Source organism: Serratia aquatilis (genome assembly GCF_044865145.1).
In the GTDB taxonomy this organism is placed as follows: domain Bacteria; phylum Pseudomonadota; class Gammaproteobacteria; order Enterobacterales; family Enterobacteriaceae; genus Chania; species Chania aquatilis.
In genome coordinates this window covers 5156113-5176858 of record NZ_CP173186.1, presented here as the reverse complement: position 1 = coordinate 5176858, position 20746 = coordinate 5156113, and the positions used below count along the sequence as shown (strand labels likewise).

At 50.1% G+C, this 20746-nt stretch carries 17 protein-coding genes; 4 read left to right on the top strand and 13 right to left on the bottom strand.

Features of this window, described 5'->3' with window-relative positions; genetic code table 11:
- Nucleotides 1-55: 55 nt before the first annotated feature.
- Both SAQUA_RS23515 and yhjD read right to left on the bottom strand, forming a co-directional pair.
- Entirely contained in the window at nucleotides 56-1378 is a 1323-nt protein-coding gene (locus SAQUA_RS23515; protein ID WP_380678679.1) for an MFS transporter, read from the bottom strand.
- Between the two features lie 504 nt (nucleotides 1379-1882).
- Nucleotides 1883-2875: an inner membrane protein YhjD gene (yhjD, locus tag SAQUA_RS23510; RefSeq protein WP_380678677.1), complete on the bottom strand. Its 993-nt coding sequence runs from the start codon at nucleotides 2873-2875 to the stop codon at nucleotides 1883-1885.
- Nucleotides 2876-3396: 521 nt separating this feature from the next.
- Here yhjD and SAQUA_RS23505 point away from each other — a divergent pair.
- The gene (locus tag SAQUA_RS23505; RefSeq protein ID WP_380678675.1) at nucleotides 3397-4263 is read left to right on the top strand and encodes a crotonase/enoyl-CoA hydratase family protein; all 867 of its coding nucleotides are present in this window, start codon (nucleotides 3397-3399) and stop codon (nucleotides 4261-4263) included.
- Between the two features lie 18 nt (nucleotides 4264-4281).
- Here the strand turns inward: SAQUA_RS23505 and pdeR are convergent, their stop codons facing one another.
- Nucleotides 4282-6276 (bottom strand): cyclic di-GMP phosphodiesterase, encoded by a 1995-nt coding sequence (gene pdeR, locus SAQUA_RS23500; RefSeq protein ID WP_380678673.1) that lies wholly within the window; start codon nucleotides 6274-6276, stop codon nucleotides 4282-4284.
- A gap of 472 nt (nucleotides 6277-6748) precedes the next feature.
- Between pdeR and spy the strand changes: the two genes are divergently transcribed.
- From spy to SAQUA_RS23485, 3 genes are all read left to right on the top strand, one after another.
- A complete protein-coding gene (gene spy, locus SAQUA_RS23495) occupies nucleotides 6749-7264 on the top strand; it encodes an ATP-independent periplasmic protein-refolding chaperone Spy (protein ID WP_380678671.1) in 516 nt (171 codons plus the stop codon).
- 1023 nt (nucleotides 7265-8287) lie between these two features.
- A complete protein-coding gene (locus tag SAQUA_RS23490) occupies nucleotides 8288-8824 on the top strand; it encodes a TetR/AcrR family transcriptional regulator (protein ID WP_380678669.1) in 537 nt (178 codons plus the stop codon).
- 408 nt (nucleotides 8825-9232) lie between these two features.
- On the top strand, nucleotides 9233-10084 hold the full coding sequence (locus SAQUA_RS23485) for a helix-turn-helix domain-containing protein (RefSeq protein ID WP_380678667.1): 852 nt from the start codon (nucleotides 9233-9235) through the stop codon (nucleotides 10082-10084).
- On the opposite strand, the gene SAQUA_RS23480 is transcribed toward SAQUA_RS23485, so the two are convergent.
- The 10 genes from SAQUA_RS23480 to gatZ all read right to left on the bottom strand — a co-directional run bounded on the left by SAQUA_RS23480 (nucleotide 10074) and on the right by gatZ (nucleotide 20494).
- A complete protein-coding gene (locus SAQUA_RS23480; RefSeq protein WP_380678665.1) occupies nucleotides 10074-11861 on the bottom strand; it encodes a hybrid sensor histidine kinase/response regulator in 1788 nt (595 codons plus the stop codon). The two genes, SAQUA_RS23485 and SAQUA_RS23480, sit on opposite strands and share 11 nt — an antisense overlap.
- On the bottom strand, nucleotides 11858-12340 hold the full coding sequence (locus SAQUA_RS23475; protein ID WP_380678714.1) for a molybdopterin-dependent oxidoreductase: 483 nt from the start codon (nucleotides 12338-12340) through the stop codon (nucleotides 11858-11860). The genes SAQUA_RS23480 and SAQUA_RS23475 overlap by 4 nt, the downstream gene beginning before the upstream one ends.
- Before the next feature lie 29 nt (nucleotides 12341-12369).
- Nucleotides 12370-13404 carry a glycosyltransferase family 9 protein gene (locus tag SAQUA_RS23470; protein ID WP_380678663.1) on the bottom strand — a complete coding sequence of 345 codons (1035 nt, stop codon included), beginning with the start codon at nucleotides 13402-13404 and terminating at the stop codon, nucleotides 12370-12372.
- 155 nt (nucleotides 13405-13559) lie between these two features.
- Entirely contained in the window at nucleotides 13560-14912 is a 1353-nt protein-coding gene (gorA, locus tag SAQUA_RS23465; protein WP_380678661.1) for a glutathione-disulfide reductase, read from the bottom strand.
- 101 nt (nucleotides 14913-15013) lie between these two features.
- A complete protein-coding gene (locus SAQUA_RS23460) occupies nucleotides 15014-15802 on the bottom strand; it encodes a DeoR/GlpR family DNA-binding transcription regulator (RefSeq protein ID WP_380678659.1) in 789 nt (262 codons plus the stop codon).
- A gap of 128 nt (nucleotides 15803-15930) precedes the next feature.
- A complete protein-coding gene (gatD, locus tag SAQUA_RS23455; RefSeq protein ID WP_380678657.1) occupies nucleotides 15931-16980 on the bottom strand; it encodes a galactitol-1-phosphate 5-dehydrogenase in 1050 nt (349 codons plus the stop codon).
- Nucleotides 16981-17030: 50 nt separating this feature from the next.
- On the bottom strand, nucleotides 17031-18413 hold the full coding sequence (locus SAQUA_RS23450; protein WP_380678655.1) for a galactitol-specific PTS transporter subunit IIC: 1383 nt from the start codon (nucleotides 18411-18413) through the stop codon (nucleotides 17031-17033).
- Between the two features lie 5 nt (nucleotides 18414-18418).
- Nucleotides 18419-18703, bottom strand: a complete 285-nt coding sequence (gatB, locus tag SAQUA_RS23445) for a PTS galactitol transporter subunit IIB (RefSeq protein WP_380678653.1) — start codon at nucleotides 18701-18703, stop codon at nucleotides 18419-18421.
- Nucleotides 18700-19203 carry a PTS galactitol transporter subunit IIA gene (gene gatA, locus SAQUA_RS23440; RefSeq protein WP_380678651.1) on the bottom strand — a complete coding sequence of 168 codons (504 nt, stop codon included), beginning with the start codon at nucleotides 19201-19203 and terminating at the stop codon, nucleotides 18700-18702. The genes gatB and gatA overlap by 4 nt, the downstream gene beginning before the upstream one ends.
- Nucleotides 19196-20494 carry a tagatose-bisphosphate aldolase subunit GatZ gene (gene gatZ, locus SAQUA_RS23435; protein WP_380678649.1) on the bottom strand — a complete coding sequence of 433 codons (1299 nt, stop codon included), beginning with the start codon at nucleotides 20492-20494 and terminating at the stop codon, nucleotides 19196-19198. Before gatZ ends, gatA begins: the two co-directional genes overlap by 8 nt.
- Nucleotides 20495-20746: the final 252 nt, after the last annotated feature.

The following is a 20746-nucleotide window of genomic DNA, read 5'->3' as shown; positions in this document are numbered from 1 at the left end:
CGGGTTTTATTATCGCGACAAACGGCCCCAAGATAGGGGCCGTAAAAGATGCAGCTTAAAGTGACTTGTGGCGGGTTTCTTTCATCAACAATAATGCAATCAGCGTTAGGCTGGCCATGGCTGCCAGATACATGCCTACGTAGAACAAGCCATAATTGTTAGCTAACCAGGTTGCAATGTAGGGGGCGACAGAAGCACCCAAAATCGAAGCCACGTTATACGAGAACGAAGCCCCGGTATAACGCACTTCGGTCGGGAATAGCTCTGGCAGCAAGGCTCCCATCGGGCCAAAGGTCAGGCCCATAATGCTTAGCCCCAGCAGCAGGAATGCCATAACCAAGACCTGGTTGCCTGAACCCAGCATGCTAGGGAACAAGAAAGCAAAGGCGATCATCAGTATCGTAATCACAATCATGGTTTTGCGGCGGCCAAACGCATCGGCCAGCAAACCCGCAATCGGTACCATCACACCAAAGCCAATAACCGCTACCATCAGCATCCAGAGGAAACTGTTACGTGAATAACCTAGCCCTAGGGGTTCTGGAGTCGTCCCAAAGGTCATGGAGTAAACGGTCATCAGGTAAAACAGCGTGTAAGTAGCCAACATGATGAAAGTGCCCAGAATAGTGGCTTTCATGTGCTTGCTCAACAAAGTACCTAGCGGGATCTTCACCTGCTTGCCCGCTTTGGCTATCTTGGCAAACACCGGGGTTTCATGCAGTGAAATACGAACGTACAGGCCAACCAGAACCAGCGCAGCTGAGAGGATAAACGGCACGCGCCAACCCCAGGTCATAAACTGCTGGTCCGTCAGCAACCAGGAAAGCAGCAGGAAAGTGCCATTGGCGAAGAAAAAACCAATCGGCGCACCTAACTGGGGGAATGATCCGTACAGCGCTCGTTTGTTCGCGGGGGCATTCTCGGTTGCCAGCAGAGCTGCGCCACCCCATTCACCACCCAATCCCAGCCCCTGACCGAACCGCGCCAGTGCCAGCAGGATAGGAGCAAAGATGCCAATAGTTTCATAACTTGGCAGTAGCCCGATCAATACGGTGGAGATCCCCATGGTCAACAGCGAGGCCACCAGCGTGACTTTACGCCCAACACGATCGCCAAAGTGACCAAAGAGCGCTGAACCGATTGGCCGTGCGACAAAGGCAATGGCGAAAGTAGCCAAAGATTGTAGCGTGGCGGCGGCTGGATCGCCTTGCGGGAAGAAGATATGGGGAAACACGATCACCGCTGCGGTGGCGTAAATATAGAAATCAAAAAATTCGATGGCAGTGCCGACCAGAGAGGCGACAATGACCTTGCTCCGGGAGTTGACCGGGGTAGACGCCGTTTCGGCGTCTAAGGGGGTTGCGATGGAGGCTTGCATAGTTATTTCTTATGTGTGGGATGTTAAAAAAAGCCATCTTAGTCATAGCAAAACACCTTTTCAATGACGAGGTTTTGTACAATTTGGCGCTTAAGCTGTTAAAAAGATTAATGTTATAGTTCGGCTGTTTTTTGCGGTTTTAAGCGTGGCTAAATGATAAATATGTAGACATAAAGACTGTAAAAGGAGGAAATAAAGATATTGTGCAGTTTCTTATGCTGGTTTTCGCCACCCGGCTATCTATTTCATGAAGTTATATGCTGACTATTTGGTTTTTTATTGGAATAAAAAACCAGTCATAATGCTATGGCTGGCATGAATGCACTGCATACGATGGGGAACCACTTAGAGCCTAGGCCATTAGGGCTATTTCACTGGTCATTTTGAACCTGAGCAGTGCTCAAAATCCTCACGTACTGTGTGTACGCTGCGGTTTCTACGCGCTGTCCGTGTCCAAACTGCCTGCGCCAATAACGCCTAATGGGATAGGCTCGTAACCTAAGGTCAAGTTTTATCCTCCTTGTACTGCGCTGTCGCAATCCATGCGGCACAAAACAACGTCAGCCGAGCAAAGAAGTAGAAGAACGCCATCAGGCCAATCACGGAGCCAAACGCAGCGCCGGACGGGGATCTTGCGAGTTGCGGCAGCGTCATGGTCATCACAAACTTTATCACTTCGAAACCGATAGCGGCGAGTAGCGTACCGCGTAGCAGCGCTTTTTTCTTTGGTTTATGGCGTGGCAACATCCAGAAAATCCACAAAAACAGCAGGTAGTTGGCGAAGATGGAAATAGATAGAGCGATCAAGGTCATCGCAGGGCGAAGCCATTCGATGCCATCCAGCCCCAATGCCTTCACAATGGCAGCTTGGGCCGAACCGGCAATAGAAGTCAGCGACAGCGTGATGATCAGTGCGATGACCAGGCCGATCAACGAAATAAAATCGCGTGTGTATCTGAAATAGATTTTTTCCTGATCTTGCGGATTACGTTCCCAGACATCCCGTGATTGGGCTCTGATCGCTTCTCGCAGGTTTCCCATCCAACTGATTCCGGAATAAAGTGCCAAAGCCAAACCGGTCAGGCCGACGGTAGTACGCTGCTGAACTGCCGTGTTCACGCTGTTTTTTAACGTAGCGGCCAGGGTGGGATCGCTGATGCTGTTGACGATTTTATTGATCAGTTCAGCCAGCAGATCCGGGTTTGAGGCCAGTACAAAGCCTACTGCGGCAAACGAGACCATCAGAATAGGGATCAGCGAAAGAAAGGAGAAATAGGTAATGGCGGCCCCAAACTGGCTACCCAGGCGATCGTTAAACCGCTCAGTAGCGCGCAGCCAATGGGCAATGCTTGGCCAGGATTTGACATATTGCACCCAGCGAGAAAATGTGGAGAGCCCATTATCCAGCTTTGGATGGCCTGTTTTAAGCGTGACAAGAGACGGCTCTTTGGCCCCGTGTTGTGATCGTTGAGTGTTTTTATCAGATTCAGTAGGCATTACTTCATGATTTCCTTGGCTTAGGCTGTGTCCCTTAACTGCGCGCAAATGGCCCCAGCCCGAAGGGTCGCGCCCCAAAAGCCCGTTCGAAGTAAAGTCGGGCTTGAACAGAGACCCACTCTGCCCTTCACCCTCCGCCTTGATAACGGGCTTTTGGGTCTGCGACGGCACCACGGACAGTTAAGGGACACAGCCTAGTATGTTTTTGATTATAGCCAAATGTACCTTTGCTCTGGCCACCAGAGTCAAGGCTTGACAGTTAAAGAAGCATTATGACTTTGACCTTAACGGCAACCGAGTGAAATTCATGATCAGCGGTCGGAAAATCAAGTCATTTCATCCTGTATTATTCACCATGCATATTCTTTTCTCCTGAATACTTTCAATTTTTATCTATTTAACTGCCAGGAAGGGTTTTACTCATCTTATGGCGCGGTGTTGTTCAAGCTGTCTGCGCCTATTGCAGCCGTATGGGCTGGAACAGTTACCACCTATTATCAATAGATAAAATGGAAGGTCCTATGAAATTATTCAATCACCCAACTTGCCGCCCATTTACCGAAGCGGGCAATTTGTCACAACTTTCCGCTTATTATGAGGAGGACCGTCATATCATGTGGATGCTGTTACGCGCCGAACCTCGCCCTTGTTTCAATCAGGCATTGATTGAAGACATCATGACGTTGGCGCAGGCAGCCAAAGAGTCGACATTGCAGTTCGATTTTTGGGTCACCGGCTCTCTGGTGCAAAACATATTTAATGTCGGCGGCGATCTGAGCTTTTTTGCTGAGGCAATCAAAAACCGTAAACGTGAAGCGATGATGGCTTACGCCCGCGCCTGCATTGACTGTGTACATGCGGCCGCCCGTGGTTTTGATACTGGCGCAATCAGCATTGCCATGGTGGAGGGCAGTGCATTGGGCGGCGGTTTTGAGGCTGCGCTGGCGCACCATTTTGTCCTGGCACAGAACAATGTGCGCATGGGGTTCCCCGAAATTGCCTTTAATCTGTTCCCCGGAATGGGCGGCTACTCTTTGGTGGCTCGCAGGGCAGGTATGCACTTGGCAGAAGAACTGATTTGGAGTGGTGAATCTCACACCGCTGAATGGTTCGAAAGCCGTGGACTGGTTGATCATCTGTTCCAGCCAGGGGATGCCTATATGGCCACCCGCACCTTCATCGATACCATCAGGCCGAAATTAAACGGTATGCGGGCCATGTTGCGTGCCCGTCAGCGGGTATTGCAATTGACGCGTTCGGAACTGATGGACATTACTGAAGATTGGGTACACTCGGCCTTTACCATTGAGGAGAAAGATCGCCTGTATATTGAACGGCTGGTGATACTGCAGGATAGACATGCGCTTAACCTGAGCCGCGCTGGCTAACCATTGACCCCGCCCGCCTCACCGTGACGGTAAGCGCGGGCGATATGATTGCAGCCAATGTTCCAATTGTTCCGGTAGCATTGGCTGGGCAAACAGGAAACCCTGCTTCTCATCAACTCCCACACTATCCAGGAACTGGTTTTCACTCTCCGTTTCTACGCCTTCGGCAATCACTCTGAACTGCAGGGCTTCTGCAGTCGCGACGATGGCGCGTATCAATGATTGCGATACCGGGGCCATATTGACCCCACGCACAAAGCTCTGATCCAGTTTGATCGCATCCAGTGGGATACGTGCCAGTTGCGCCAGGGAAGAGTAACCAGTACCAAAGTCGTCAAGATGTACCTGTGCTCCCAATGCTCTTAATCGGGAAATGACTTCTCGCGTCCGCTTTTCATCCTCTATCAGGCTACTTTCTGTCAGTTCAAAATCCAGCATACAGGGGATGAGCTGATTTTCCTTAAGCACTTCTGTAAGGTCATCGACGATACTATCATCGACTAACTGACGAACTGAAAGATTGACCGCCACGCGAATATTCAGACCCTGCTGTTGCCATTTTGCGGCCTGTCTGGCTGCGGTTTGCAGCACCCAGCGGCCAAGCGGGATGATAAGCCCGGACTCTTCAGCATATGAGATAAACTGCAACGGCGGGATCAGCCCCCGTTCCGGTGAGTCCCAGCGAACCAAAGCCTCGACGCTGTTTATGGCACCATTGTGCGTGCTGACCTTGGGTTGGTAGTATACCACCAGTTGATGCTGCTCAAGCCCTTTGCGCAGGTTGGTATCTAACCACATGTACTCGGCAACGCGCCGATTCATTTCCGTCGAAAACACAATATAGGTGCGTTTACCCTGTTCCTTGGCGACATACATAGCGGTATCGGCACAGCGGATCAGGCTATCAATATCGTCGCCATGTTCTGGGCATAGCGCTATACCGATAGAACAGCCGGTATAGACTTCGATCAGGCCAATGCGGAATGGGGTTTTCAGACGATCAATAATACGTTGGGCCAAATCCTGCAACATGATGCGGTCGGCATGAGATACCAATACCAGAAACTCGTCTCCACCAAGACGTGCCAGCGTATCCCCCTGGTTGAGACAACCGCGAATGGCATGTGAAACCTCAATCAGTAAGCGGTCACCAAACATATGACCGTAGGCGTCGTTCACTTTCTTGAAGTTATCGAGGTCAAGATAAACCAACCCGACGCTGTTTTCGCCTCGTTCGCTGATTGCCTGATTGATCACATCCTGAATGGCGTTACGGTTCGGCAGGCCGGTAATCACATCGGTATTGGCCAGCACCCGCAGGCGTTCCTGCGCGCGGCGTTCTTCAGTAATATCCGTACCTGAGCAGATGAGGAAAACCTCTTTTTTGCCACTACCGCTATGGACGAATTTATTACGGAACAGGAATAATCGCTCACCTTTTACCGTTTTTATCCAACGTTCCACCTCGTAGGAGGAACCATTACGAAAGAAACCGGCAATATTACGGCGGGAGGCGGCGGCTTCTTCAGCGCTCATAAACATCTGGAAGACGTTTTTGCCGATCACGTCCTGTTCCTGTAAACCCGTGTACTCTTCGCTGAGGCGGTTAAAGCGTTGAACGCGGCCGTGCTGGTCAACAATCACAATCACGGAGTTGGCTTCTGACACTACCTGTTCGGCAAATGACAGGCCGTGAACCAGATCGCGAGCTACGGCTTCGGTGTCGGTATAAGCGGAAGCGGTTCCTGCCCATTTAAATTTGTTAACTCGTCGGCCAACCAGATGCAGATGGATGGGTTGGCCTCCGAGTTGGATCGTGAGGTCCAGACTGGCGGTGATCCCACTCAACCGGCGGATTTTTGCCGCCTGCATTTCGCTAAGCGCTACTGCAACATGAGTTTTACCCTTGACTGCTGTCAACTCCAGGGCGTTGCTGTCGAACGCCAGATGCCAGTATGGGCTGCAGGTACCAAAATGAGTGTTAAGCAGCGTAGGGCCTTGGTCTGCGGACATGATCATTCCTCAACAAACAGGGCGGTCGTGCACGAAGGCTTAGCGTCAAAGATGTCTTACCTGCGGGTAAAACGCCTTTTGCCAGCCATTGCCATTATATAGATAATGATTCACTTTGATAGGCGACTTTTGCGCTAACAGCGTCGCTATAGAGTGTAAAAGAGAACTGCAAACGGCGCGAAAATCTATTTTTAATCTGGTTGGTCAAAGGTTGCTATTGCTGATAAATTAGACTACGGACGATAAGGCAACTAATGACTAGTTCATTATTATCCTCAATGCAAATTTCCAAATATCCAACACCTTCTCCATGATTTATTCATAATTGCTCAATAGCGGCATTTTTGATTTTGAAAAATTTACACTCCATCGCATTACTATATGTTCAGACGCATACTATTGTTCCAGACCGCACAATGAGCCTGTTAATGTACAGAGCTTCTGATCAAGAGTAATTATTAAGGAAATAATCATGCGTAAACTGACCACTTTATTTGCTGTTTCCGCTTTAGCCTTGAGTTCATCATTTGCCGTTTTTGCTGCAGACGCTACAACTAGCCCTGAAGCCGCCCCAACAACAGCGCCTGCAACCAATGGCGCTCCGATGAAAATGATGCACCATAAAGGCCAAGACAAAGGTGGTCCATTTGCCGGTCTGAATCTTACGGACCAGCAACGCCAACAGATGCGCGATATCATGAAAGAGTCGCGTCAAAACAGAGGCCAGGGGGTAAAGGATGAGCGCCAGGCATTGCATCACATGGTAGCTTCTGACAGCTTCGACGATGCCAAGGCAAAAGAACAGATTGAGGCGATCGCTAAAGCACAATCCGAACGTATGCTTGAGCGCGTCAAAGCTGAAAACAAAATGTATAACCTGCTGACACCGGAACAGAAGAAACAATACAATGAGAATTATCTCAAGCGCGAACAGAAAATGATGGAGCATATGAATAAAATGAAGGGACAACAGCCAACTGCTCAGTAATTGACATTTCTGTTAAAATATAAAGCCGGATAGCTAATCCGGCTTTATACTCGTCATACTTCAAGTTGCATGTGTGTTGGCTTTCCTCGCTCACCCTAATCACTTACTTGAGTAAGCTCCTAGGGATTCACTGCGTTGCCGCGTTACTCGGCCCAATCTGGGCCTCGCCCCTGCGGGGCCAGCGCAAGCGCTGTTCAAAAACGCATTGCGTTTTTGTCATGCAACTCGAATTATTTAGAGTACACTCATTTTACGCCATGCAAATTTATTATTAATTGTCTTTGGGAATAAAATTCCACCTACCCTTTCCAAACCGCATACCGTTACCCGAAGGTGCCAAATCACTGTCTGTCGCCAACCTGTAGGCAACGTAAATTGCAATGAGTACCTTGGTTACAGACCTTAGGCTGTGTCCCTTAACTGTCCGTGGTGCCGCCGCCGTTCCTCTCCCCGCTAAGAAAGAGCAAAAAGCAACATCAGCGCTTGAATTTTAGGCATATCTCAGCTCCCATCGTTTTGACAAAGTTGGGGCCTGACCTGGAAAAAGGTTAGAATAATTGCTAGGAAGATTTAGCTATAGACTCTTCATATTTCAAGCCGCTACTGCCAGTAACAGAGCGATCTGTGAACTTGGAGGCAAGGAACCTCATTCATGAGGTTCCGAACTTACAGCCTTCATACAACTCGAATTATTTAGAGTATAATGCTAATTATTATTTGAATTTTGGAACCCTGGTGTCGGACAATAAACTAAACATGTTTATTATATGCACATAATGAGACGCTAGTATCATTTATGCAAGTATAAATTTTATTAATGTGTAACCTGTGTCTCATTTTTGGTTCTGATTTTGCTATCGGTGGGATGCATTCTACTGGCTAGGCTTTTATCGTATCTGTTCCGGGGGAGGATGATGCGAGGATATCGAGGTTGACGTGACAATAACTGCATTTCCCACACCCCAAGATGAGTCATTAACACATACGCGGGCTAGAACCCGTCATTTGTTGCTTACCAGCGCAATGGAACTCTATGATAGCGGAGTTTTTCCCTCTATTACTGAGTTAGCGGCGCATGCGCAAGTTTCTCGTGCCACTGCTTATCGTTATTTTCCCACCCAGAGTGCATTGATCACCGCTGTTGTGGCGGAAAGCCTAGGACCGATCCTTGAATGGCAACCGCAGGATAATGATGCCTTAAAGCGGATAAGCGAGCTGTTGGCATTTGCCTATCCGCAAATGGAACAACACGAGGGCGCTTTACGTGCGGCGTTGCAACTTTCACTACAGCAATGGGCACAAGCGACGCCAGGCGAAAAATTTGTACGTGGCAACCGTAAGCGATTGTTGCAGTTGGCTGTTGAGCCTCTACAGAACAAACTGACGCCAGAAGCCTTACAACGCGTGATCCATTCTTTCTCGCTGATTTATGGCTCTGAAGTGTTTCTGGTACTGAAAGATATTTGGGGTTTGGAACTCGAGAATATTCAGGATGTGACGCAGTGGGTGGCAAAGGCCATCATCCGGCAGGCAGAAGAAGATGCGAACGTTCAACCCTGATTTGTTACCTTGAAACCCAAGACAATAGGGTAAGGATAAATTACGGTGCGAGGTTTCCTATCTGCAATAAAAAACCGGATCCCTTACGGTTTCCGGCTCAATAATGGGTAAAACTAGTAGCACTACGGCTAAATTCGCACGGTTTGCAACGTTTTCTGAACATATCGTACTTATTCAGATGATGCAGCCGACTAAAAAATTCCCTGGTGTTGTTATGGTTATTATCAATTTATAGGTCTAGTATCGTTTTTATAATATGTTGCTTCGTGTACCATGTTTGACCATAAAAGGTGGCGTGTCAAGCAAGCTATTAGGTTAAGTTTGCATAATATGCAAGTTTTAGCTAACGTTCATACACAAGAGTGCTTCAAAGCAACTGATTAATCAGCGAAAAGATCGAAGGATAAAATGTGTAACAATAATCAAAAATTCGATTCGCAGTCGATTGCAGGCAAAGTTAGAGAGCTATTTTTGCATCATGGGATCGGCAAGCGTCAGCATGCTAAAGAGCTCAGCCGTGTTTTGGATCTGAGTTTTTCGCACGCGCACCGCAAGCTGAAGGGGCAAAGCCCGTGGACACTTGAGCAAATCAATCGTGTGGCCGTCGCTTTAGGGGAAAACCCTGCTGTCATTGTCGATTTCCCCCACGAAGCTGATACTCACATGCAAACTATGGCGCAGAATGCCATCTTTTCGGTTGCTGGCATAAAACTACCTTGTACTGGGCACATTGGTCATGAGCTGTTGAGCGGAAGGCAGACAGAGTTTGTCGGGTTGCAACAAGACGGGGTGTGGACAATCTATCGTGCCGATGAAGCACCGCCAGGTAGGCGCTTCAGTGTTGAGCTGATCGAGATCCGCCCTAGCCACCTCGACGATGAACGCCTGAGTATTGCTGTATTAGATGATGCCCACCAGGCAGCCGATGAACTGACAAAGTATCTCAATAGTCAGGGTTTTAATGCCGTGGCTTTCTATGACGTCAGCAGTTTCTGTCAGGCGCTGAACAAGTGCCCCTTTGATGGATACGTTGTAGATTGGCTGATTGGGCAGGAAACCGCGCAGAAGTGTATTGAGACCATTCGTGCTTCTGAACATCCTGATGCGCCAGTGTTAGTTCTGACCGGGCAATTGGGTACCTACTTGCGTGAGTCTGAAATTGCCAGAGCGATGCGCGATTACGATGTTCTAGGTCCTTATGAAAAACCGGTGCGGCTCCATGTTATTGAAGCCGCGTTGCAGCGCTGTTTTAATCTTTAGCGGCAAACAGGTTGGTCAATGAGGCTGAAAGTGCCTCAATGCGTACCGGTTTCATCAGATAGTCATCGAACATGTCTCGTTGTTCGCTTGGAATAAGTTCTGGCGTGGAGGCACTGATGCCGATAATCGGGATATTGCGGTTCGGCCCGCGTCTACTGCGCAAATTTCTCGCTACCGCTGCGCCATCAATACCGGGCATCTGCAGATCGAGCAGCAATGCGTCGTAGGGGCGACGTAAAAGTTTCTGTAATGCGCGCTCGGAGGAGTCGCACAATTCATGCTGATAACCGAGCTTATCGAGCAAGTCGACAAAGGCATGCCCGGCCGCGTGATTGTCATCGACTATCAGAATATGCTGTTCTTTTTTTAGCTGCGAGGATTCCGGCTGTAGGGGTTTATGCCGCATTTGCTCTTCACTGATTTCTACCGGAATATTAACAATAAAGGTGCTGCCTTTACCGAGCTCACTTTGTACCGTGATAGTCCCGTTAAGCAATTCTACCAACCCATGAACGATCGCCAATCCCATACCAACACCGCCGTACTGCCGGGTATTTGACTGATCCAATTGTGTGAACGGCTCGAAAATCTGGGGTAGCAGAGCTTTGTCAATGCCGATACCGGTATCCGTGACTTCAATGATTAGCGAGTTGCCTGCAGGTTGAATTCGCAGGCAGCTGTGCAGCGTAATTGTCCCGCTTTCCGTGTATTTAAAGGCATTTGTCAGCAGGTTGGCCACGATTTGCCGCAGCCGCTGCGGATCGGAATAGACCAGCGCATAGGTGAATTCCACCTCGCGAACCAGTTTGACACCAGCTTTATGGGCCAGCATGATGATTTCATCTGCCGTTTCGTCAATCACCTGTTGCGCGTTAAATGGCACGATGCGTAATTCCATCATCCCACTGTCCAGACGAGCGTAGTCGGTGAGATCCTTCATCTGGTTTTCTATCTGCTCGGCAGCGGTTTCCAACCGGTGAAAAGTATCTCGGTGTTCATTTGAAACTCGAGTATTAGTCAATACATCAATCGCAGACATAATACTTTGCAGCGAGGTACGCAGTTCGTGGCCGATAGCGCCGAGGAAGGCGTTTTTGGTGCGGATGGCTTTTTGCTCAGCGTTAATCGCTTTCGATTGTTGGCTGATGGTTTGGCGCTGCTGCCGGATCACGATCAACGTGATCGCTATCAGACTGATTACCGAGAACATGATGATAACCAGGCCATAAAAAATAATGCGCCTTTTCTCGATAAAGTCTTCGTAGGCACCGGTGCGTTGCTTCACTTCGGCATGGTCTGCCAGATTAGCCATCATGATTGCAGCCGGTTTGACTTGCTGCATTGCTTGCGAGATAAGACCCAGATCTACCTTAGGGTTATTTACCAATTGATCTAAATTATCAATTTCATGACGTAAGCGCTCAACGATCTCAGGATAACCCGGCTCTTGGTACAATGGCAAAGTTGACTCAGAAGGGCGGGCGAGAACCGAATAGCGCGAATAAAGAATATCGAATCTCATTCTCAAGTTGTCGATATCCGCTGGCTCGGCATTTTTCTGCTGTTCCACCAGGGTTTCAAATTCCGCCAGCTTGATGGCAAACTTTGCTATCGACCAAGAGTAGTTCTCCTGCGTTCCAGTAACCGCATAGAGCCCTTTTTTGGACAGTGTTGCGCTGTAGTAATAAAGCGTGACGATTGATGCCAGAAGAAACAAGGCGGCAAAGATCGCTGGAATAGCCAACCTGCCGCTGTTTTTAAACCGGACAAACTTCATTTAATCACGATCCTGTTGATCTGCCAGATAAAGCGCGAGTTATACAGTGGAGAATTAAGCTCTGCGCCTCCGGCGTCCCGTGGATAGATCAGGAATAACGGCCCGAAGTCGCGCACTTTCAACAAATTCCCGCCCATTTTGTAAGCCAGGATCATATTGTATTTAGCCACGTCAGAGATCGGTACTTCAATGTAGTAATCATTGAGGGCGTAAAGCGTCATGGTAGTACCATTTGCCCCTGCCTTGGCTAAAATATCGGCCAGTAAAACACCGTCGAATTTCTCTCGTGGTGTCCAGGATGTCGAAGTCGTAATGCTATGAACCGGCATGGCAAAAATGTCTTTATCGGTAAAGACATAGGTTTTGTTTGCTGAATCAGTAGTGTTCTTGATATTACCTGAGAGCTGCAGGGTAAAGCTGAGGGCGCTTGATTGGGCAATAACAACTGCAAGCAGAGCGAATGCGATATTTCTCATCATGGTTAACAACACGAAGATCTCCTTGTGGGTCATGCCCACGGTAATTTTTTTAATATCAATGAATTAAATGCCTGCTCCACCTGCTCGAGGTCCTGTTTTCTTGCACTGGCCTGCACGTTAATCAACTCAGGGATAGCAAAGTAGACGGTCTGACATAAAGGATAATCCCGAACGCGTAATTCTGGGGCAATTGAAGTAAAAAAAGCTGTTGTCGGCACGTCATAACCGGCTGCAATATGCACGGCTGCAGTGTCAGAAGTCAGGACATAGTGAGCGTGTTTTACCCAAGCCAGAAAATCGCCGGTACTCGCCGAAAGCGGTTGAATATTGACATAGTGGGGATGCTCAACCGCCCCGAAGCCCAGGACTGGGCAGGCAAATCGCTCCCACAGTGCATTTACCAAAGGAACATAGGCACTTGCAGGGATGCTGCGCAGCGGCGTGCTGGCAGTGGGACAAAACAGCACGTATTTTCTATCTTGCCAAGGTTCTGGCAATGCTGGCAGACAGAGTTTTTGCATCCAACGATTTGCTTTAGCGGCGGCGGGGATCTGGGCAGGCTTCGCGCCCAACGCCTGTAGAAAGAAATCAATCATTGGCATCGTGGTAAAGTCTGGCCAGAACAACTGATTGCCTGCATCAATACACAATTCCTGCCGGGGTATGTCTTCGGCTCTCCAGGGCAACCAGCGCATCTCTGCAACGAGCCCCGCTGCCAGATGGTAAAGCTGGTCGACATAGCTTGGTGCACGTCCTGGCCGGTAGATAAAAAAGCGTGAGGCAGGATTCAGTTCCCGCAGCGCTTCAATGGCGGTTAGACCGATGATGGAATCCCCCAGTGTTACCCCCATGCCATTAATCACATGAACGGTTTGCTCACTGTGATAGTCAATGTGAAAAGGCGAGGCAGAAGCGTTGAGTATGCCGCGATGGCCTGCCAGGCTGAAATACTCACCAGAAAAACTGTCCTGCTGTTCCAAATCCCATGAAGCAACTATTAGCCCGTCGCGTGTCAGTAAACTACCCTGGTGATAGAGCACTTCATCCTTTGTTAATACATCCATTGCTATTCCTGTTTCCGAGTCTATGCACGCATGGAGCAAGTGAGGTGAATAGCAAAAAGGATGGCAGAAAACAGCGTTTTTTGCAGGTATGAAGAGAATAAACAGCAATAAAAAGGCCAAGGTGTGAACCCCGGCCTGATTTGGTACTGCGCTGATCAGCGCATGGTGACAAATTCTTCTGCGGCGGTTGGATGGATCGCCACGGTATTGTCGAAGTCTTTCTTGGTTGCGCCCATTTTCACCGCGACAGCGAAGCCTTGCAGGATCTCGTCCATACCGAAACCGATACCGTGCAAACCGACGATCTTCTCTTCTTCGCCCACACACACCAGCTTCATGCGGCACGGCTGACGATGCTGAGTGACGGCGCTGTACATGGCAGTGAAGGAAGATTTGTAAACCTTCACCTGATCTTCACCGAATTTTTCTTTCGCTTGGGGCTCGGTCAAGCCGATAGTGCCAATCGGCGGGTGGCTAAACACTACGGTGGCGATATTGCTGTAATCCAGGTGCTCGTCTGGTTTGCTGTTGAACAGGCGCTCAGACAGGCGACGGCCAGCGGCAACGGCGACTGGCGTCAGTTCAACCGCGCCGGTGTTGTCACCCACGGCATAGATACCTTTTACATTGGTATTCTGGAATTTATCGACTTCAATATAGCCTTTGGCATTGGTTTTAACACCGGTAACGGCCAGATTCAGGTTGTCGGTGGCCGGTTCGCGGCCAATCGCCCAGATCAGACTATCGACGGTGAAGGTTTTGCCGTTTTCCAACTGCAACGTTAGGCTACCGTCAGCATTTTTGACGATGGCTTGGGGAATGGATTCGGTGTGCAGGCTTGGTCCCTCGGTATTCATCACTTCAACCAGGGTTTCTACAATCATCGGATCAAAGCTACGCAGTGGGGCGTGTTTACGCACGAACAAATGGGTTTCGGCTCCCAGGGCATTCAGCACACCGGCAATTTCAACGGCAATGTAACCGGCGCCAACCACTGCCACGCGTTTCGGCATGGCATCCAACGCGAAGAAACCATCGGAGTCGATACCGTATTCTGCGCCAGGGATGGAGGGATGACTCGGGCGGCCACCGGTGGCGATCAGAATATGGTCGGCGGTAATCTGCTCACCATTAACCTCCACGGTGTGCGCATCAATAAAGCGCGCAAAACCTTTGATTACGTCAACTTTGTTTTTACCCAGTACGTTGTCGTAGGAGTTATGGATACGGTCAATATAGGCGGTACGGTTAGCGATCAATCGCTGCCAGTCAAACGCATTGACCGTGGTATCGAAGCCGTAGTCCGGCCCATACTGGCGAATCGCCTCGGCGATTTGAGCTGCATGCCACATGACTTTTTTCGGTACACAACCCACGTTGACGCAGGTACCACCCAGTTCTTTGGCTTCAATCAACGCGCATTTCTGGCCGTACATGGCTGCCCGGTTGATTGATGCGATACCGCCGCTGCCGCCGCCAATTGCTAGATAATCGTAGTGTTTCGTCATCTGGGTTTTCCATGAGTTGTGTGATTCGAAAGAGTAAGAGTTTAACGCCTGACCGGAGGCTGTCGCAAAGATTGCTTCTATGACTGTGATAGGGCCAACCTTTACACGATAATCAACTCAGGCTTTGCAGTATCGAGAGCCTGACGCTCGCTGTTGCTGATGCCTGTATCGGTAATGATGATATCGATCTTGTTCATGGGCAGCACTAGGTTAAACCCCCTACGGCCAAACTTTGTGGAGTCTACCACCGCCACGACACGCTTTGCTGCCTGTGCCATGACGCCGCTAATCGAGTAACCCTCATTAAAGGTGGTGATACCGTTGGTGGCATCCAGACCATCTGCCCCGACAAACATAACATCACCAGCGACACCCTGCAGCGACAATTCGGCAACGGAGCCGTGCATCGAACGGGTTTTATGGCGTAGCGTACCGCCGCAAAGCACCAGTGTGATGTCTTTATTGTCGGAAAGGGCAAAAGCGGCGGGTAAATTATTGGTGATCACCGTGATATTGCCCATTTTCACCAGTTCTTCGGCAATCAGCATTGTCGTGCTGCCGCTGTCTAAAATCACCGTATCACCTGGGTTTACCAAGGTTGCTGCCTTTAATGCGATACGTTTTTTCGGGTCCTCTGCCAACTGATAGCGTTCCTCCAGCATAATTTCGCCCAGGCTTTTCGCAACCTCGGCTTCCTGCTCCAGTTGGCTATCAGGTCTGGCGGCCCCACCATGGAAACGGATCAGCAAGCCTTTTTCTTCCAGCAGGCGTAGGTCAGCACGGATGGTAACTTCAGAGATCCCGAAGGAATTCGAAAGATCGCTGACCAGTATGCTGCCATTTTGCTGAACCAAGTCGACAATTTTGTTTCGCCTTTCAAAAGAATTCATTAGCCTGACCTATCGAAATGTTTTGCTTTTATTTTATGCGAAAGGGATATGAAAGGGGAGCATAAAGATCAGGGGGATGGTAAATGAAGCAAGAATAATGGCTGCGCATGGGCAGCCATCGGACGATATCAGTCTTCGGTAAGTTTAAGCATGATTTTCCCTTGCATCGGGCCACCAGCCAAAGCGGATACACTTGCTGCGTATTGTTGTGGGCGGTCAACGCTGGCAATTAACGGCTCAATTGCCAGTTTCGCCGATTGGAACAGCTTCATCGCCTGTCGCCACTCCTCGCCGGGCCACGGGGCTGAATAGTTCATCCAACTGCCTAATAGCGTTAGTTCTTTACGCAGGATCTGGCTGAAAGTGTGGTGAGACAGGTGTAAATCCCTGTGCAGGGTACCGATCAGCGCCACTTGCGCGCGTGGACCCGCGATATTCAACGCCAGACTTACTGTTTCAGGTGTTCCCGCCGTTTCCAGGATCAACTGGTCAAAGCGCCTTTCCTGCAGGTGTTCACCGATCTGCGATGGGCTGAGCTCCTCACTGTTAAGGGCTTCCCCTGCCCCGAGCTTACTGGCCAACTGTAGCCGTTCGTTATTGATGTCGATCGCCGTAACGCTGTTTGCTCCCATCGCTTTGGCACACTGGATTGCCAACTGGCCGATAGTCCCGGCACCAATAACGATCACCTCTTTCCCTTCGCACCCGCCTGCCAGCAGGATTGCGTGCAGCCCGACGGTGATCGGTTCAATGAAAGCACCTTGCAGCAGGCTGACATCGACAGGTAATTTCACCAGATTGGCACGCTTGACGACCACTAACTCGGCGTTGCCACCGTGGCTGCGTGAACCAATGAACTGGTAGTTTTTACACAGTGAATAGTAATGTCGCTGGCACTCTGGGCAATTAAAGCATGGCAGCAGAGGGACGCAGGCCACGGCATCATTCTCTTGCAGATCGTTCACCGACTCGCCATAGGCGACAACGTGGCCACTGAATTCATGACCCAGCGTAATGGGGTAGAAGTGAGCACCTTGGGCGAAGATTCGCGGTATATCTGAGCCACACAGACCGGAATAAGCGACCCTGACCAACACCTCATCGGCGGCCTGAAGAGAAGGCGCAGGGCGTTCTTCAACGCACACTTGTCCCTCCGTGTGGATCACGACTGATTTCATAATTTAGACTCCGAAGTCACAAAGAGGGGGAGAAAGACTCCCCCGAAAGATCAAGGAACCGCGTTGAGGCTTTCTGCCAGCTGTTGTTTGGCTGCTGCTTCAATCTGGGAAAACTGACGGGCGCGTCGCCAGGTGAGAAATACCCCTAACGCGTAGATAACGCCGATAACCAGCAGCCCCATGACGTTTTGCCAGGTAAGCAGTTGGATCAGCAGGTAGGTGATAGGTGAGCCACCCTGGTCCATTGAAGCCACTACACCACCGGCTTTCAGTGCACCAGCATTGGCAGCCAGTTGGGTGTGTAGCCCGATGGTTTGGGTCGCGATCCACAGAGTAATACTCATGATAATGAAACCGGAGATCAGGGTGCGGAACAGATTTCCCTGATGTACCGCGACGGCAATAGCCACAAAGAAGCCGATGGTTGCCAGATCGCCGAACGGTAGTACCTGATTACCCGGTACGATCACTGCGATCAGAATAGTCAGCGGGATAAAGATCAGGCTGGCGGATACCACGGCGGTGTGGCCCAGCAGTAACGCCGGATCCAACCCGATGAGGAATTCCTGCCCACCGAAACGCTCTTGCAGGCGTTTACGTGCATGTCTGGCAATAGGCGTCAGGCCATCCATGATTGGCTTAATTACCCGTGGCATCAGCAGCATAACGGCAGCCGTTTTTACTGCCAGTTGCAGAACACCTTTCAGGTCATAACCGGCTAACGCACCGATGATTAGCCCCATCACGAAGCCGACGGTGACCGGCTCGCCAAATGGACCAAAGCGTTTCTGTACGTCGTCGGCACTGAAATGAATACGGTTCAGGCCAGGGATCTTTTCAATGACGGTATCCACCAATACGGCAATTGGCCCCATATAGGCCGAGGTGCCGTGTGGAATGGCAATTCCCTCCAACCCGAAGAAGTCGCGTGTGTCTTTGGCAAACCAGTCCCCGAGTTTGTAGACAAAGGCGGCATGGACCACCACTCCCAGCATACCCAGCCAGTAGGAGCCTGTCGCAAGGTGTAACATGGCCCCGGTGAATGTCATGTGCCAGATGTTCCAGATGTCGACGTTAACCACGCGGGTCATACGGGTCATCAGCATCACAATATTTACCGCAATCGCAACTGGGATAGCGATTAACGCGATCTGGGATGCCCAGGTCATCGGTGATGAACCGGGCCAACCGATATCAACCACGTGCAGGTTAATCTGGAACTGCTCGGCCATCGATTTAGCCGCTGGACCTATCGAATCCAGCATCAGGCCGATGACCAGTCCAATTCCGACAAAGCCGATACCGATATGAATACCAGATTTGAACGAGTCACCCAATTTCATGCCGAGAAGCAACGAGAAGATGATTATCACCAGCGGCAGCATTACCGTGGGGCCAAGATCGAGGATGTAACGCATGATGTCGGTAAACATGGGAGCTACTCCGTCAGAATGGTCAGTATTTTTTGTTTGAGCGCATCAATGCCGACGCCGGAGACAAATGGCATGCCGTGAACCAAGGGCACATTGCCAAATTCGCGATCGACCCGGGCGGTGGTGCAGATCAGATCGGCATCACTCATGTAAGTTTCGATTTCGGTAACGCGGCATTGCACCAAATCCAGTTCGATATTGTGCTCTGCGCAGAGTTCTTTGATTTCTTCTGCTGCCAGGGTTGAGGTGGCAACCGCACCGCCGCAGGCAACGATAATTTTACGCTTCACAGTATTGCTCCTTCATGTTCTGTTTCTTGTTGTAGCCGGGGGGCAGAGGGCGAAGTGAAAATCTGCTGAGCAAAAATTTCACCCAATTTTTCTTCTGGTGCTGTCAGTAAGGTTTCAATAAATTCCGGGTGCTGTAGATGGCCAAACAGGGTCCGAAGCAAAACTAACTGTGCGGCCGGATCGGTGACGACTAGCGCGATAATCAATGAAACGTTGATCATGCCGTCATCATCCGCCAGAGCGAAAGGCACCGCCTGGTTAGGGCGGATCAGATAAATGGCAGGAGCACGTGCATGTTCGGCTTCACAATGGGGTATGGCGACCGCATGTTGTTCAAGGGCAATACCGGTAGGGTAAATCTTTTCCCGTGCCAGTAACGCCTGCGGGTAGCTGGCGTGTACCACACCAGCGTTGAGCATGGTGAGGCCAATGTGCTCCAACGCTGCTCGATCATCGACAAAATGGACGCCAGTGCGAACGAACAATTGGCTGTTATGCATAGCTTACTTCCTCGTTTTTCTGCTGTTCAGTAGGGGTACAGCCAAAACGATAAGCGCGAAGCACGTCCTGAATTTTGTCAATAATCAACGCATGTGGATCTTTCGCCAGTTTGCGTTCCATTACGCGCTGGTACTGAAGCGGGAGATACTGGCTGAGCAGGCCGCCAGGGATCTCTAGCTGGCCCAGGTTATCCAGCATGGTGGATAGGCTTTGCGCAATACGCGGATGAGGCCAGTAGTAGCGAATGCGGTCCGACAGACTGAAATGCAGGTCAATCAGTGAACGGCTGAAGGTTGGGTGGTAATACTTTTTCCAGTAATCAGGTTCGTCGAGCATGACGCCATCGATCACCGCCAGGATTTGGCTGCATTTTTCCGGGGCAATTAATACCTTTTCAATATTTGCCAGCGCAAACACCGCTTCGCGCAAAGCGAACGTCAGGGCTGGACCCACTTTGAGAATGGCGAAGTGATCGCGAACCAGTTGTTGGTAGGCTTCCCGCGTTTGGTAATCGGTAGAGTGGGCTTCATACACCAGCGGCGTCGTAGTAATAAACTGCGAGAGCTCGCGCGCCAGGGCGGGTTGGTAGGCAAAAACCCGTGAATGGTCGAATTCAACACCGGGTTGTACGACAACTGCGATTATCCGGCCGATCGCCGCCTCGAGCCCCAACTGGCGAAATGCCTGATAGTGTGTTTCCAACGTATTGGCAGCATCCACCGCATGAGTGACATGTACACTATCAATGGCGGAAGACTCCCCCCCGGGGACAGGCACTTCCGTACCAATGACATAGGTTAGCTGCTGCTTTTGTTCTGGGGTCGCAACCTGCTCGGCAATCTGGCAAAGGCGTGCGGCACGTTCTGCGACGGTGCGGGGATCCAGTGGGATCGGATCGCCGGCGCAAGACATAGAGGCATCCAGATGGATCTTGCTGAATCCTGCCTTGACGTAATCGGCGATCAACACCTCTGCTTTTTCCATCGCGCTGGCTGCGGATTCATGTTGCCAGCAGTTGGGGCCGAGATGATCGCCCCCCAGTAAAAGCCGTGAAAGTGGGAAGCCAACGGTTGCCGCAATATCACTGACAAACTGGCGGAAATCAGCGGGTTTCATGCCGGTATAGCCGCCAAACTGATTAACCTGGTTGGACGTCGCTTCGATCAACACTTGGCGATTGCTGTTCAGGTCAAGGCGTAATGCGGCTTCAATCACTAACGGGTGTGCTGAACAGACTGAGCAGATACCTATCGGCTCCCCTGCTTTATGCTTCTCGATCATTTTTTTCATTTTAACCTCCGTTTACTTACGAACATGATCGTAATGTTTCGAAGTGTTAGCAATGCGCTTTTATATTATTCGTGATCGAGATCGAAAACTTTGCTGCTGTTCTCTATGACTATTCCTTGTATTGAGAGGCAAGAGTTCTCATTGATGTTTGCCTTATATGATTAAAATCAGTGAATTAAGATATTAAACTCCAAAGGGAAATAAACTGAGAGTGCTGGTGGTGCGGTTAACAATTAGGCGGCATCAGGTTAC

Coding starts and splice junctions, on each gene's coding strand:
- SAQUA_RS23515 (WP_380678679.1), bottom strand. CDS start 1,378: ATGCAAGCCTCCATCGCAACCCCCTTAGACGCCGAAACGGCGTCTACC.
- yhjD (WP_380678677.1), bottom strand. CDS start 2,875: ATGCCTACTGAATCTGATAAAAACACTCAACGATCACAACACGGGGCC.
- SAQUA_RS23505 (WP_380678675.1), top strand. CDS start 3,397: ATGAAATTATTCAATCACCCAACTTGCCGCCCATTTACCGAAGCGGGC.
- pdeR (WP_380678673.1), bottom strand. CDS start 6,276: ATGTCCGCAGACCAAGGCCCTACGCTGCTTAACACTCATTTTGGTACC.
- spy (WP_380678671.1), top strand. CDS start 6,749: ATGCGTAAACTGACCACTTTATTTGCTGTTTCCGCTTTAGCCTTGAGT.
- SAQUA_RS23490 (WP_380678669.1), top strand. CDS start 8,288: ATGGAACTCTATGATAGCGGAGTTTTTCCCTCTATTACTGAGTTAGCG.
- SAQUA_RS23485 (WP_380678667.1), top strand. CDS start 9,233: ATGTGTAACAATAATCAAAAATTCGATTCGCAGTCGATTGCAGGCAAA.
- SAQUA_RS23480 (WP_380678665.1), bottom strand. CDS start 11,861: ATGAAGTTTGTCCGGTTTAAAAACAGCGGCAGGTTGGCTATTCCAGCG.
- SAQUA_RS23475 (WP_380678714.1), bottom strand. CDS start 12,340: ATGATGAGAAATATCGCATTCGCTCTGCTTGCAGTTGTTATTGCCCAA.
- SAQUA_RS23470 (WP_380678663.1), bottom strand. CDS start 13,404: ATGGATGTATTAACAAAGGATGAAGTGCTCTATCACCAGGGTAGTTTA.
- gorA (WP_380678661.1), bottom strand. CDS start 14,912: ATGACGAAACACTACGATTATCTAGCAATTGGCGGCGGCAGCGGCGGT.
- SAQUA_RS23460 (WP_380678659.1), bottom strand. CDS start 15,802: ATGAATTCTTTTGAAAGGCGAAACAAAATTGTCGACTTGGTTCAGCAA.
- gatD (WP_380678657.1), bottom strand. CDS start 16,980: ATGAAATCAGTCGTGATCCACACGGAGGGACAAGTGTGCGTTGAAGAA.
- SAQUA_RS23450 (WP_380678655.1), bottom strand. CDS start 18,413: ATGTTTACCGACATCATGCGTTACATCCTCGATCTTGGCCCCACGGTA.
- gatA (WP_380678651.1), bottom strand. CDS start 19,203: ATGCATAACAGCCAATTGTTCGTTCGCACTGGCGTCCATTTTGTCGAT.
- gatZ (WP_380678649.1), bottom strand. CDS start 20,494: ATGAAAAAAATGATCGAGAAGCATAAAGCAGGGGAGCCGATAGGTATC.